Annotated in this window: 13 protein-coding genes; 6 read left to right on the plus strand and 7 right to left on the minus strand. The window is 39.6% G+C overall.

All coding sequences use genetic code 11. The features are described 5' to 3' along the window. Position 1: 1 nt before the first annotated feature. Positions 2 to 718, plus strand: coding sequence for a metallophosphoesterase family protein (locus tag E4K67_RS04520; RefSeq protein WP_135545247.1), 717 nt, complete (start codon positions 2 to 4; stop codon positions 716 to 718). Positions 719 to 849: 131 nt separating this feature from the next. Beyond that, positions 850 to 1620, plus strand: a complete 771-nt coding sequence (locus tag E4K67_RS04525) for a phosphatase (protein ID WP_135545248.1) — start codon at positions 850 to 852, stop codon at positions 1618 to 1620. A gap of 445 nt (positions 1621 to 2065) precedes the next feature. On the opposite strand, the gene E4K67_RS04530 is transcribed toward E4K67_RS04525, so the two are convergent. Continuing rightward, positions 2066 to 2500 carry an arsenate reductase ArsC gene (locus E4K67_RS04530; RefSeq protein ID WP_135545249.1) on the minus strand — a complete coding sequence of 145 codons (435 nt, stop codon included), beginning with the start codon at positions 2498 to 2500 and terminating at the stop codon, positions 2066 to 2068. A 329-nt stretch (positions 2501 to 2829) separates the two neighbouring features. Between E4K67_RS04530 and E4K67_RS04535 the strand changes: the two genes are divergently transcribed. Beyond that, positions 2830 to 3954 carry an NAD(P)/FAD-dependent oxidoreductase gene (locus tag E4K67_RS04535; protein WP_135545250.1) on the plus strand — a complete coding sequence of 375 codons (1125 nt, stop codon included), beginning with the start codon at positions 2830 to 2832 and terminating at the stop codon, positions 3952 to 3954. Positions 3955 to 4055: 101 nt separating this feature from the next. Here the strand turns inward: E4K67_RS04535 and E4K67_RS04540 are convergent, their stop codons facing one another. Beyond that, positions 4056 to 5579 carry a CapA family protein gene (locus E4K67_RS04540; RefSeq protein WP_135545251.1) on the minus strand — a complete coding sequence of 508 codons (1524 nt, stop codon included), beginning with the start codon at positions 5577 to 5579 and terminating at the stop codon, positions 4056 to 4058. Positions 5580 to 5946: 367 nt separating this feature from the next. On the opposite strand from E4K67_RS04540, the gene E4K67_RS04545 reads away from it, so the two are divergent. Beyond that, entirely contained in the window at positions 5947 to 7185 is a 1239-nt protein-coding gene (locus tag E4K67_RS04545; RefSeq protein ID WP_135545252.1) for a DUF401 family protein, read from the plus strand. 96 nt (positions 7186 to 7281) lie between these two features. On the opposite strand, the gene E4K67_RS04550 is transcribed toward E4K67_RS04545, so the two are convergent. The 3 genes from E4K67_RS04550 to E4K67_RS04560 all read right to left on the minus strand — a co-directional run bounded on the left by E4K67_RS04550 (position 7282) and on the right by E4K67_RS04560 (position 10738). Further along, positions 7282 to 7950, minus strand: a complete 669-nt coding sequence (locus E4K67_RS04550; protein ID WP_420841526.1) for a phosphatase PAP2 family protein — start codon at positions 7948 to 7950, stop codon at positions 7282 to 7284. Between the two features lie 49 nt (positions 7951 to 7999). After that, positions 8000 to 9160 (minus strand): MGDG synthase family glycosyltransferase, encoded by a 1161-nt coding sequence (locus E4K67_RS04555; protein WP_135545254.1) that lies wholly within the window; start codon positions 9158 to 9160, stop codon positions 8000 to 8002. Positions 9161 to 9505: 345 nt separating this feature from the next. Then, positions 9506 to 10738: an MFS transporter gene (locus tag E4K67_RS04560; RefSeq protein WP_135545882.1), complete on the minus strand. Its 1233-nt coding sequence runs from the start codon at positions 10736 to 10738 to the stop codon at positions 9506 to 9508. A gap of 645 nt (positions 10739 to 11383) precedes the next feature. Here E4K67_RS04560 and E4K67_RS04570 point away from each other — a divergent pair. Further along, complete coding sequence (locus E4K67_RS04570) at positions 11384 to 11896, plus strand: RNA polymerase sigma factor (RefSeq protein ID WP_243454332.1); 513 nt, start codon at positions 11384 to 11386, stop codon at positions 11894 to 11896. A 1-nt stretch (position 11897) separates the two neighbouring features. Beyond that, positions 11898 to 13409, plus strand: a complete 1512-nt coding sequence (locus tag E4K67_RS04575) for a LolA family protein (RefSeq protein ID WP_135545255.1) — start codon at positions 11898 to 11900, stop codon at positions 13407 to 13409. A gap of 282 nt (positions 13410 to 13691) precedes the next feature. Here the strand turns inward: E4K67_RS04575 and E4K67_RS04580 are convergent, their stop codons facing one another. Next, a complete protein-coding gene (locus E4K67_RS04580; RefSeq protein WP_135545256.1) occupies positions 13692 to 14450 on the minus strand; it encodes a MerR family transcriptional regulator in 759 nt (252 codons plus the stop codon). 86 nt (positions 14451 to 14536) lie between these two features. Further along, entirely contained in the window at positions 14537 to 14827 is a 291-nt protein-coding gene (locus E4K67_RS04585) for a hypothetical protein (RefSeq protein WP_135545257.1), read from the minus strand. Between the last annotated feature and the right edge of the window lie 24 nt (positions 14828 to 14851).

Genomic DNA, 14851 nt, shown 5'->3' on the forward strand with positions numbered 1-14851 from the left:
TGTGAGAGTTGCATTTATATCGGATATTCATGCCAACATCGTTGCTCTAAAGGCTGTGCTAAAAGATATTGAAGAACAACAAGTTGACAGAATTTATTGTGTAGGTGATTTAGTAGGATATGCCCCGTTCCCCAACGAAGTCATTGATTTAATCAGAGAAAAGAATATCCCGACAGTGATGGGTAACTACGACGATGGAATTGGTTATCAACGATTTATTTGTGGTTGTGACTATAAGAATGCTGAAGCTGAAGCTCTAGGACATGAGTCTATCGTGTGGACCAAGAATCACACCTCTGAAGAAAATAAAGAGTTTTTGAGAAGCCTTCCTAAAGAGATACGAGTAACTATAGAAGGTAGACGATTGCTTCTAGTCCATGGCAGCCCAAATAGGTTAAACGAGTATGTCACAGAAGAAATCTCTAAAGATTATGCCAGTGAACTCATTACCCTTGCTGATACCGATATTCTTATCTGTGGTCATACCCACCTTCCCTTTAGCATGGTCTTGAAGGATAAATTGTTAATTAACGTAGGCAGTGTCGGAAAACCTAAGCATGGGGGGCCGCAAGCTATATATGCACTTTTATCTTTTCAAAGGAAGGTAACAGTTGATTTTCGAAATATATCTTATGATTATGAGGCAACAGCCTCGGCAATTGAGGCCTCTGAGTTGCCAAATGAGTTTGCTAAAATAATTAGGACGGGGAAATTCTAGATCTTAGACTAGAAGGTAATCTCAACTTTAACTTAAACTTAACTTGACGATAATTTCCCGTTAACAATTAGACTATATAATGAACTAAACGGGTAGATAACCTGAGAATTTAAAAATAATGAGGTGTTAAAATGGAACTACTGGTAGATTTGCATACCCATACTATTGCCAGCGGACATGCTTACAGCACTATTACCGAAAATGTACATGCAGCTTCACGTAGAGGAATAAAATTATTGGGAATGACAGATCACGGTCCAAGTATGCCAGGTTCTCCTCACCTTTTTCATTTTGAAAACTTGTCAATTATTCCGGATGAACTCTCCGGGGTTAAAGTACTACCTGGCGTTGAGGCCAATATCACGAACCACGAAGGCGATTTAGATATGCCGTTAAAGTATTTAACGTATCTAAAACTTATCCTCGTCGGTCTACATCCTATCTGCTATCCAGGTGGGACATGTGAACAAAACACGCAAGCTTATATTAAAGCGATGGAAAATCCCTATACCGATATGATGGTACATCCTGGTCGACCGGATTTTGAGATGGATCTAGAAAAAATAGCACACACTTCTGCCCGTTTGAATATTCCTGTTGAAGTTAATAATAGTTCACTTTCGACGATTAGAGATAAGGATGAAGCACGAGATAATTGCCGATCTATTGCTCGTTACATGGTGAAGTATAATAGTCCCGTTATATTGGGGAGTGATGCTCATTTTTGGGACCGAGTCGGTGAGTTCAGCGACGCCCTCGATTTGGTCTATGAGGCTGGGATTTCGGAGCATCAGATTCTTAACACATCACCTGATCGTGTACTTGATTATTTGGCAACACGCCGCAGAAATCGCCCCGACATAAGCAGACTATTGCACCCATATAGGTTAAATATCGCTTGATGCCAGACTCAAAATAGGCATACGATCTATGTCCATGATAAAGGGTGGGTGATTCTAGTTGTTTTCTTCCCTTAGTGTCATTTCAGGTAATCTGGCTGTATCACTTTTAGTAGCCACTATAATTTATTCTTTCACAAATTATAGCTTTGGAGTTGACAGAGGTAAGGTCCTTTTGGGTGGCGGATTTGTCGCACTGATTCTTCTAGCGGTATCCTACTTACTAAATAACAACCCGTTAATTTAGCGGTTCAGATAAACTACATTTTCCTTCTTTTTTCTTCTCTTTCCTTCTTCTCGCCCCTCGTTAACGAGGGTTTTTTTTTAATTATTTTAAGGTGTCTTTGAAAGCAAACACACTTAAACCCGCCGTTTTTGTATGGCGGGTTCTTGAAACAGTTTTACCATGCTGTTGGTATTTTTCCGTAGACTGAGAGGTGGCAGCAACCTATTCCATGAACTCATAAATAAACTGCTGAACCATCTGTTTTATTTTATCACGCAGTTCCCTTACCATTTCCATTTTTTCTTCCTCAGTTCCTATGAAATCTTCTGGGTTTTCCAAATCCCAATGGATTCTAGTTGGATTTCCTGGAAATATCGGACAATCTGATTCCTTCGCCTTATTACAAACGGTAATTACATAGCCGAAGAACTTCTTCTCGTTATACAGATTAAAAACACTTTGAGTTCTTTTGCCAGTTAGGTCTACCCCTTCTTCCTTCATAGCTCGAACAACAAGAGGATTGATTTCAGTAGCCTCAAAGCCAGCACTTTCTGCTTCAAATTTTTCCCCACCAAACAGTCTTAAAAACTCTTCTGCCATTTGACTCCTTGCCGAATTATGAATACAAATAAATAGTACTTTTACTTTACTTTTCATACGCTTAATTGCCCCTTTAACGTCTAATTTAGTTATATCTCAATGAGTGAAGCTTTTTTGGGGTTCTTTAACTAATTATATCCTTCTATCATTATGGCAGTATTAACCCAACTTTAAGATTAGGTTAATTATATTAGTATCCTTATCTCCCCTAAAGTCACAGATAGGATCATACGCACTTACACCGTAAGCAAGAAACACAGAGAAATTGCACGTAAGGATTAGATTTTTTATCTTCAAGGTTAGCGTGCTATCTTTACATACTCAATTTATAGTGCTATGATATTCAAATATTTTTATACAATAATGAATGAAAGGTAACTATAAACGTGGAAAAAGTTGATGTACTTATTATCGGAGCCGGAGTTGTCGGCTTAGCCGTTGCCGCAGAACTATCTAAACATTTTAAGAATCTCTCTTTACTCTTACTTGAACGGCATGGTAAGTTTGGACAAGAAACCTCCAGCCGCAACAGTGAAGTAATTCATTCAGGTATTTATTATCCAACAGGAAGCCTCAAAGCAAAATTGTGTGTTGAGGGTAACCAACTTCTTTATGAATTTTGCCGGGAATGGGATATTCCACATAAACGCCTAGGAAAATTAATAATTGCTCGTAATCATAATGAAATTCAGTCATTAGAATCGATTTTGGCTCAGGGGCGAATGAACGGGGTTAACGATCTTGAACTACTTGATAGAGATCAGATCACAAAATTAGAACCAAATATCAGCGCTGTCGCCGCAATATTATCTCCCTCTACCGGGATCATTGATTCACACAAATTGATGCTACGACTTGAATGGTTAGCACTCGAACATAGTGCAATGATAGCCTATAATCATGAAGTAATTGGAGTGGATTCAAAAGGAAATGGGTATGATGTAGCCTACAGTAATCCAACAGGCCAACTGGAATCGATTCATTGTCGCTGGTTAATTAACTGTGCAGGATTAAGCTCCGATCAAATCTTTTCTTTCTTGGGGATTAACCTTGACGAGATTGGGTACCGCATCTACCCATGTAAGGGCGAATATTTTAGTGTCTCAAATACTAAATCAGCTCTAGTATCACGATTAATCTATCCTCCTCCCTTAAAGGAATTGAAGGGCCTTGGAATTCATGCTACCAAAACACTCGATGGCCGATTGAGGTTTGGCCCAAATGCTATCTATGTAGAAAAGTTAGAGTATGATGTGAATGCAGATCATGCCCAAGAGTTTTACAATGCCGCCAAAACATACATGCCCTTTCTTAAATGTACAGATTTTGTTCCAGATATGGCTGGTATAAGGCCAAAAATTCAGGCCCCCGGTGATCCGTTACGTGATTTTATTGTGTGTCATGAAGTTGAACGTGGATTTAAGGGCTTAATAAATCTAATCGGCATTGAATCACCTGGCTTAACCTCGTCTCTAGCTTTAGCAGAGCTAGTAAGGAGTTTTATTCATTGAGCCTTCTATCAAGATTCCGCGCACTCAAGAAGCCTCTTCCTTTTTAGAAGAGGCTTCTTTTTCTCTTTGAAACACAGGGACAGATAAAGAGTTTCAAGTGATTACTTTAATGGCTCTGGCTTAAAACTCGACGACAAGCGGCAGGGTATGATAAGCGGAGCACTTATCCCAACAAGCTTATCATTCACAAAGTTAAATTGTTGACGAAAGATTTCCGTGTCTTTATTCCAGGGATTTGAATTACCCCCAAATACAAAGTTTCCCAGACTATAGACTATACATTTGCCTTGATATATTTCGTATGGCTGAATAACATGGGGATGATGACCGAGGACCAAATCTGCACCTTGGTCAACTGCATAGCGCCCAAGTTCACGCTGTCCTTGGGTTGAATTATTTTTATTTTCCGTGCCCCAATGGAAACTTACTACTATTAATGAGGTTCTTTCTTTTAAAGCCTGGATGTTAAGCCTTAACTCTGACATAAGGTTTTCTAAGTTAACCCCTTCTTCCAATGGTCCTAAAGTGTTAACCCCAATTAATCCGACCTTCACCCCATTTTTTTCATAGATCATAATTTTATCATCACCAAAACTGGCTATTCCCGCATGGTCTAACGTTGATACAGTGTCTGTAAATCCTTTGTTAAGATAATCCAGACAATGGTTGTTGGCTAAGTTTACCGCCTCAATACTCCCATCCTTCAAGATCTCAGTATAGTACGGATTTCCCTTAAAGAAAAAGGCCTGGCTACCTTGCAGCCGTTTATCCGGTTTTTCTGTTGCCTCAGTTAAAGTTCCTTCTAAATTCGCAACGGTTAGATCGTCTTCACTGAGTATTTTCTTTACCCCCGCGAAGAAATACCCTGCGCCGTTCAATTTGTAATAATGATCAAAACTACCTTTATATAAATAGCGTTCATCTTGGCCCAATGTAACATCTCCAATGGCACTAATGCTAATACTAGTTTTTTCATTTTGACGCATTACAAATGACGTTGTTTCCTGGGCAAAATCAGCGGGTGTATAAGAATCCTTATCATCAAAGTGCCACCACTCGGTCGCCAATGCCTTAAATCCGTGCTTGACCATGACTTTTTTTAAGTACTTTGCATTTTCATTCGTCCGAGCTGCTGCATCTGTAAAATTGTCAAAGCTCGTCGGCATGGCAAGTTCAGTTCCCTGAATGTCCACCAGCGTCAAATCAACAGCCGACCCTCGCGAGTGGTTAGAATACCCTTTATGAGGATTCGCTACATACCGTGTATCAGGTACGAGATCCCACATGGCGTACTGAGCTTCAGGACTCCTATAGGCATCCCAAATTTTCAGACGGTATCCTTTTTCTTCTACTTCGTCAGCTACCTTTTTAAGTTTCTCGGCTGTCCCTCTGCGAAGAAATGCTTTTGAACTATCATATAGTTTGGTATGTGTAAAATTATCAGTGGTTGCATACTTTATGTCCAGATCCACGGAGGGGATAATTTGCTGGATATCGACAAAATCAGTTTTCTTTTTAGTATCTAAGATGTCTTGATGAAGGGGGGAATCCGCTGCTCGAACTTGGGCTGTAAATCCAAAAACGAAGGTGAAGGATATGAGGATAGCTAGAAATCGTTTGAACATGAAAAAGACCACCTTCCATGACGTTAAAAATTACATCATAGTTTAAATTCCCCTAGAGGTTGCCTTCTTATCTCAATTTCCAGCTGGTAATATAAAGGCCTTCTACCTGTTTTAGGTAGAAGGCCTTTATATTTCGATGGAGCTTGTCTGAAAAATATAAGTAAAATTCAAACAGAAGATGAGTTCCTCTTAAAAAGAAACACTATTTACACAGTGGAAAAGATTATATATTATACCGATTCAAATGTAATTGTACTATGTAAAGTTCAGTAAATTTAGCTTAATTTTTCGGTTTAGCTAAAGGTATTGGCAAAACTATGACGAATAAACTCAAAATATCTCTATTTTAAAAGATAAGGAGTTTATAATGGAAACTGCAAAATTACTGATTGTATTTGTGCTTATGATGGTACTACTATGGCGAAAGATTCCATTGGTCTATGTGGTAATTGGGGCTTCGATTATTTTGGCATTTTTGTTCGGGACCGATATAATCGGCTTTTTGAACATGGTTTGGTCTGCCACAAAAGATCCTTCCACCATAGAAATTGAAGTCATTTTAGCTTTGATTATGATTCTTGAGCTAATATTAAGGCAGCAAGGATATTTAGAGCGTATGCTCAACTCACTAACTAAGCTAATAAAGGACCGTAGAATCGTAATGGCAATCATACCCGCTTTTATCGGACTTATGCCTAGTGCCGGAGGGGCACTTTTCTCTGCTCCCTTGGTCGAACAAGCGGTGGGTAAAAGCGTTTCGCCTGCAAACAAAACCTTCATCAACTTCTATTACCGTCACATCTGGGAATTCTTTTTGCCCCTTTATACAGGAGTACTCCTAGTCTCAAACATTACAGGTATACCACTGACTCGCGTACTTCTGGGACTTATGCCTTTTGGTATCTTAGTAATTTTCCTCGGACTTCCCTTTCTCTTCAGGATCAAGGTTGATGAGGAATTAGCAATAGTTTCTCCAACACTCGAAGCAATAACTTCTAAAAATGGAGTTAAGGAAACTAGGCGAAACCTGATCAAAGACGTTTTCTTTAGTACCCTACCTGTGATTGCACTAGTTAGTCTTGTTATGGCCAAAGTACCTATTACTTTGGCCATAACAATAGTTATCGCTGTACTCAGCATAAGACACAAATATAATTTAGTATCATTTCTTAAATTGGCACATAAAGCTATAGTTATTAGAACACTAATTATGATCTGGGGAATTATGTTGTTTAAACAGGTAATGGAAACAGTCGGTTCTTTTGAAGAATTACCTGCTTTATTAGGAAACCTTCCCGTGCCAGAATTTCTAATATTTGCTTTGATTGCCTTCCTTCTCGCTTTCCTGACTGGGCAAACGGGTTCTTACATCGGCATTGCTTTTCCAATTGTTATGGCGGCTACCGGGGGCAATGTCAGTGTACCACTGGTGGTATTGGTTTTTATGGCGGGGTCTGCTGGAACAATGCTAAGTCCTATGCACCTCTGTCTGTCCCTTACTATTGAGTATTTCAAGTGTGATCTAAATAAAGTATTGGGAATGTTAGTCATTCCAGAGAGCATTCTGGTCGGAACAGCCATCGTGTCCTATCTAATTCTTTCTTGATGCTCCCTTGCCTTAATCCGCAAGACCAAGCGGGCATTTGGGCCGTGATAGGTTAACAGCCTCATCCCCTTTTAGGAGACGAGGCTGTTTCTGTGATTAAATCTCTGATCTCTTTTTCATCATCAACCACAAGTATTGTTCCTTAAGCCATGCGCGTAATCCCTCCATGTTTACGTAAAAAACGAGATCAAAAATTAGTCCAGCCAATACTATAGCAGATAAGAGATCTAGAATAACATGCTGCTTGATAAATTGGGTCGCTAGAATTATTGAAATGGCAGTTATATAAACTAGAGCTACGTTTAAATAGTTCTTAGCTGAATACTTATTGATCGCTTTAATCATTAAGAAACTTGTTAGAACGTGAATACTGGGGAAGGCGTTATAGGGCTGATCATTATTATAAACAAAAGAAATCAACATAGTCAAAAAGTCATTGCCTATTAGATCCGGCCTCGGAACATTAGTTTGGAAAAAGAAATATATCCCGTAAGATATTAACAAACACAGATTAAGTGACAATAGCGTTCGATAGTATATTTTTTTATCTTTCCAGCAAAAGTATGCTAAAGTTCCGAAAATGAAAAAATACCATATTAAGTAGGGCAAAATAAATATCTTTAGAAATGGAATCCCTAGATCTAAATCTGTCACTAAGTTATGGCTACCTCGATTATCATTATTGAGAAAACAATAGATAATATTTAAAATCGGAATAGACAACATTAAACAAAAGGGCATGAGGTTTTTAATATATTTTCGAATCTCTTTCATTCTTTCTTCCTTTCTAAGATAATAGACCATTTTATAAATATCAACCAATTCTTTGATCCAATCTTTGATCTATATTTGTATTCACTATTAATTTAAACATATTTTCTACAGCCCGTTCTGCTGAATGACCCTGAAAGGCGATCGCCGCCTTTCCTCTCATCTCCTCGATTTCCTGAGGATTACTCAAAAAACAACCCAGCAGTTCTTCTAATTCTTCCTCAGTACGTGCCACGTTTCCAGCACCGATACGTTGAACAAAGTGTGCATTTTCGTTTTCCTGACCTGGTATGGGCTTATAAACTAATAGTGGCAAGTGCTTCGTGAGCGCTTCAGTAACCGTTAATCCTCCAGCCTTCGTTATGATTAGATCAGAAACCGACATCAGCTCCTCCATGTTATCTACGTACCTTAAACGGACTAAGGGATTACGAGCATTTGTATTCACTTCTTCTAAGGAATGATACAATTTCTCATTATTCCCACATACAATAATCGACTGTACTGGAATCTGAGAATCTGTGAGTTTTTTACAGATTCTTTTTGTGATTTCCAAATTTCCATATGCTCCCATCACAAGAAAAGTGGGAATATCTGGTATAATTCCTAACTTGGTGGCAATCAGCCGTCGATCTATCTTCCCTTCGAATTTTGGACTGATTGGAATCCCTGTCACATGAATCCGTTTCGTTAGGATTCCCTCATTCACTAACATCTCCTTAACTTCCTCACAAGCCACCATGTAGCTGTCCACACCCGGATGGACCCAATGATTATGAACCGTATAATCTGTAATTACTGTGATCACTGGAACCTGAAGTATGTGTTCTATTCTCAATTGAGCTAGAATCGAAGAAATAGTAGGATAAGTGCACACAATCAGATCTGGCTCAAATTCCTGAATATACTTTAGAAAATCAGTACGACCCAATTGGTTTAAAAAACGCTGAATCCTTGACGTGGGATGTAGTTTAGCGGTTTGATAATAGAATTTGCCCCATAGCTTTGGAGAATGTTTAATCAACTCAAAGTAAAGTTTTTTAACCACACTGTTGAATCTCTTACTTAAGAAATCACCAAAATCCAAATGCGTCACAATTGCCAAAGGTTCCTTGATACATATTTCTTCAATAACCGCTTCCGCGGCCCGCAAATGTCCGTTTCCAAACGTTGCAGAGAATACGAGAATCCGTAACTGCTTCAACTTTAGCCCTCCCCCTCAAGAACATTTCAAATAACTCTCTTCCGCTTACCGTGATGTATCTTATCAAAATACCTCAGATATTGGATAACTGAATTATAAGGTTTAATTCTTAAAAATTAGTAGGACTAAATCTTAGGAAATCCTTAAATTTAAATTAAAATTGCATTGGAATTCAAATCCGTCATGGTCTTGCAGAAAACCGACCTCAAAAAGAAAAAGGACCTGTATCACTTTAATGTGATCACAAGTCCTTATTGTTATATAACTATCCTATAAGCTATCAATCAGTTACTCACTTCTATCCACTGCAAACTTTCAGTCTCGAATACCATTTGAAACTATACTTTAATCGATAAGCTCAGGTTTTGAGGTTGGCTTGCCCGCCTCTAACAGCACTTTGTTGCCTAGTAAGAAAAACCCCTGAATAAACAGCAGCAAACCAGTTCCCATAAGGAGCCACTCTATTTTGATGATGTCAGCTATTGGTCCAAACAAAAGCATTCCTAATGGCATCATCGAGCTTGCTATCATCCCGAAAACACCAAATATTCTCCCTAGAAAATCCGCCTCAACTTTCTCCTGTATTAAAACTGTAGAGGGCGTATTAAAGAGCGGCATAGTAATTCCGACCAACCCCATAATAATCAGATAGATCCAAAAGATAGGAATAACTCCAAGGGCAAAGGTACAGGCTCCAGTAACAAGCATAGACAATGTCATCGAGTGAATTCTATTCTTGAAACCGCCCCAAGAAGCCATGATAGCGCCGCCCACCATCATACCGATAGAAAAGGTAATTTCTATCGCCGTTAAACGCCAAACATCATTACCAAAACTACGGGTAACCTGTAGGGGCGTTAAAAAGGCAACCGGCGCAACTAAGAAAAAGAAGAATGCGCAAAACAAAAAGAATCTCTTGATATACGCATGATTTTTGATGTAAGTAAACCCTTCATACATATCACCGAAATAGCTCGTCGTTTGCTTTGCTTGAGCTTTCGCATGAACAGGTACATGCAAAAACAAAAACAATACCGAAACTGCTATAGCTGCTGTAACTACATCTATAAAGAATATAGTTTCTATGGTAGTCATCGTTAGCAGTGCACCACTAAGCATGGGAGACACCAGCATAACCATAGCTTGTATACTTCCATTGGTTGCGTTCACCTTAGTAAGTTTATCCTCCGGTACAATTTGCGGGAGAAAAGCTCCTATCGCAGGGATTTGAATTGCTGCCCCGAGCGCTCGTATGGCAGACGTCACAAAGAGCAACCATAACGAACCATATCCCATGAGAAAAAATATGGCTAAGATAAGTGTTGATAAGGCAATCAGCGTATCAGATAGCATAATGAGTGTCTTTCGATTATAACGGTCAGCCCATACTCCTGCAAACGGAGAAAGAAATAAAGTAGGCAGAAAACCGCAAATGATGGCGATTGTCATCATTACACCTGACTGTGTTGTCAATGTGATATGCCACATAATTGCATATTGAACCAGCGATGATCCAAAGAGCGATATGGTCTGACTAGCCAAAAAGAGAATGATATTCTTTTTCCAATCTTTATTCATATCTAAGTGGTCTCTCCATTCAATGTTCATTTATAGCCCTCCATGCGACATTTTATATTTGTGCACAACAAATCGGCCCGTCTGTTAACGGACTTATTATGAAAATGCACTTATCTAAGACGCCAGAAGGCTGACATAAGAATGAACTCCTTTCCAATCACTACAAAATTAGCATTCACTATAGAATAGCTTAACGCTCAATAAAAGTCTACTCTGGCAATCCGAACCTTTTCAACGTGTTTCAACATGACGCTAACTCTTATGGTTCCCATTGAAACCATAGGCATCCGCCTGATCAAGGAACTAATGAACATTGCCCCGAAAACCATAAAGCTTCCAATCGCCAATACCTTCACTAGTACCTATAATAATTAAAGTCGGAGAAAGATAATAAATAGTTAATGGAAACAAAAGAAACGATATATCTAGTCCCGTCTTTCTTAAAAGAATCATATGGCATTAGGAAAACATGAGCAGTGTAGTTTTAATGCCCATTTAAGATGCTTCATTTTATCGGCTCTTACTTTGATATTTTTCTGTAGCTAAGGGGCTTTGATCCTCTGGAATAATGGTATTACCAAAAATTTAAATATTAACGTGACGTTTTAGCTTCTTTTACGTTTTAGTAACTGAGGAGGTGAAAAAGTGACCACAAAGAAAGGCCCATTTACCGAACAAAACATGGAAACCTGGTACCATCAAACGGTCTCTAAACTTTATCGATTTACTTATGCCCTTTTACAGAATCGAGAAGAGGCCGAAGATATTACGCAAGAAACCTATTTTCGTTGTCTAAAGAAAGACACGGGGAGCTACCCACCCTATCCATATCTTAAACAGGTCGCTCGTCATCTAATCTATGATCGCTATCGCCACTGGAAGATAGCAAGTAGCCAAAATGAGGCTCTTTCTGTATCAGAAAATGTATCAACCACTGAAGAAAATTGGATCGCTCGCGCCTTGGTAGAAGAGCTCATGAATAAACTTTCAACACAGCATAGGCAAGTTCTCGAACTACGTATTATTGAAGGGTACACACGCAAGGAAACTGCAGAACGCATGGAACGCAGTGAAGATGCCATTCGTGGTTTACAGTATCGAGCTCTCCAAGCTTTACGAGATTTATACCATGCCATAGAGGAGAACGGAGGAAATTGATATGAATCCATACGAAAAAGGCTTAGCTCAAACGTCTCTAGAGCTAGAGCTAGACGATTTCATCAATGCTCTCAATTTAGAACGTCAGCCTATCGAGAGCAACAATCAAGATGTCGCGGAACTTCAGATGCTGACTAGGAGAATTAAAAACCAACGTCCTATTCCAGAACCCAGCGTAGAATTCTCACATACCTTATATCAAAAACTCCTTAAAGTGTCTAAACCTCGCAAAAGGTTCTTATCTTGGAGCGCCTTAATTGCAAGTGTCTTAGTCATTATCTTTTTGATTTCTCCCTGGTCACATTCCAACAAAGATATTGTCTTAGCAATGGAACAGACCGTTAAACAACTTCAGAACTATCACGGAATCCTAGAAAAGGTCAGTACAAATGGCGCAGGTGAACATCAGGTCATCCAGCGAACTGAGATTTGGTCCGAGGGAAGTAAATACGCTACCAGTAGTGACGAGGGCGTGGTGACGGCGAATAACGGAGAACTTCGCTGGATGACTCAACCGAAAAACAAAGAAATCACACTACTGCCCATATACCTTGATCCGCATGATTTTGACATCCAAAAAGAAGCGACAAAGGCTCAGCAATATCCCCATAAAATCGTCGGGCAAGACACAATTGCTGGTCGTACTGCCACTCGCCTAGAGATTGCTCCCCCTGGCGGTTTACCCTATTATTTATGGATAGATCCTGACACTCACATGCCAGTTCAACTTCAGACCGCTATGCAGAAGTCCATTCAAACGACTTATACTTTTGTTACTCTTGAAACAAACATTAAAATTCCAGACACCACCTTCAACTACAATCCACCTAAGGAATATCAGATAGTTGATCAAAATCCAGATAAACCTGTAGCTACCCTAACAGAAGCAATCGCGGTAAGTGGCTTTACTCCGCTTCAGCTCTCTGAAAAACCTCAAAGAATCTTTGCCTCCTCTAACCGAATCGTCTTTGACTTTGAAGATACGATTGTGATCGAGTCTAAAGCTACGGCTCCTTTCGTTCTTTCTCCTCTTGCAGCCTGCGGGCAGGTAGATGGAGCTCCCTTAGAAATTTTTCCAGATAGTCTGCGTTGGCAGAAAAATGACCTAGAAATTACAGTTCAGGGACAAAGACCTGCGGAATTAGCAAAACAATTATCAAATAATATGGTTATCCCTCAAAGCGGCCAAGTCCTCCCTAATCAGCCTACAGTAGAAGTAGAGATTGACATGGAAATCGTTAAGAACAATCAAAAACAGGTTGATGCAGGAAGTAGCCCTTGGCAACTCGACCCTGTACAAGTGGCATTTACCTTTGCCGTGCTGCAAATCTCCCCGGAGGGGATCGAGGGTGAACCACCACTCGATTACAACTCCCTCAAAGTCATATCAAATACAGGTACAGATGCAGTAATTCAAATATTAGACGGTCCGGTTAAAACTGTTTATGTTAAGCGTCTAATCCGTCAAGATCAAAGCGGAATATGGACCGTGGTAGGGTATGACCCACGGTAAAGATGGCTGAGCACATATTTGATTTCGAAAAGAAAGGGGTCTGTAACTAAACTTGTTTTCCAGTTTGTTACAGACCCTTTTTGTTCGAGAATTGCCGTTATTGTCAAGGATTATTCACCATTCCATAGGTGTGTGTTTAATCCTCTTTTTGGGGACAGCGCACCACCACTCAGAAAATTTCCCAAGTTTTATTACGCCCCCTCCTGTCTAAAACGTCGTCTCTGCCATAAAAGCCTAAACAACGCAACTGTCCCTTCGTTTCCAATCTAAGCTAAAATTTTCTTACGCTCCGATATAAACCAGAACTGCATCTCTTAAAAACTTGGCCGCGCCTGGTTGTTTCTCATCATAATATGCAGTAAATCTCGGATCATCGACATACATTTGAGCCAGTCCGGCATGCGCCTCTTTCGAGTAGCTATCCCAATAATAACACAACCACTGACGATGGAGATCTGCAGCTTTTTGAGCTAGTTCTCCAGCAGGGTCCCCAGTTTTAAACGCAGCATGAAGGGTTTCGATAACATCAGTCCCAAGCTTTGTCACCTCATCATGTTGCTCTTGAGACATTCCTTTGACTTTCTGATTGGACTTGTTAACCGTCTCATCTCCATATTTTTCGCGAATTTCCTTACCATACTTTGCTTCATTGTCATTGACTAGTTTTTGTTTAAACCCTTCAAACTTTTCTTTATCCATCATTTTAATTCCCCCTTCAGTAAGCGCAATGGTCTTTTCGACATTGAAAATCAACAGATCCAATTGCTCTCGCTTTTCAAGAAGCTTCTCACGGTGTTCTCTCAGTGCCTGTGCTCCGTTAAAAGTTGGCGCAGTTACAATTTCTTTAATACTTTCAAGGCTCACACCAAGCTCTCGATAAAAAAGAATCTGTTGCAACCGATCAACCTCATCTTGCCCATAAATGCGATATCCTGACGAGTTGATTCTTGCTGGCTTAAGCATACCTATCTCGTCATAATATCTCAGAGTTCGAGAGCTGACACCTGCCATCTGAGCTAATTTTTGCACTGTGTATTCCATGTGATCACCTCCTGTTGAAATAACTATACACCTTTACGCTACGTCAATGTAAATAGGCATTTTTACATTTTTTTAGAAGTATTTCGTTACTTCGATTTAAATCTTGGCACTATCAAATCTATGATTATGCTGGTTGCTAACCCTGAAACAAAACCAGCAAGAAACATCATAGACAAAATAATATTTGCAAGATCCGCGAATCCTTCATGCACTTGACCTGTCTTGCCTATGTAAAAGAAATATACCCCGACGAGTAGGCAAAGTACGGTGGGTGTGTATTTAACTAGCTTGACTCGCGGTGATACGCGCCATATTAGGTAGGTTATACTCGAAAAGAGTGCCACGATTCCAAGTAGAATGAGTATAAATCTATCCATCACATTGCCCCCTTAAAATAAAGT

This window comes from Desulfosporosinus fructosivorans (assembly GCF_004766045.1).
GTDB lineage: Bacteria > Bacillota > Desulfitobacteriia > Desulfitobacteriales > Desulfitobacteriaceae > Desulfosporosinus > Desulfosporosinus fructosivorans.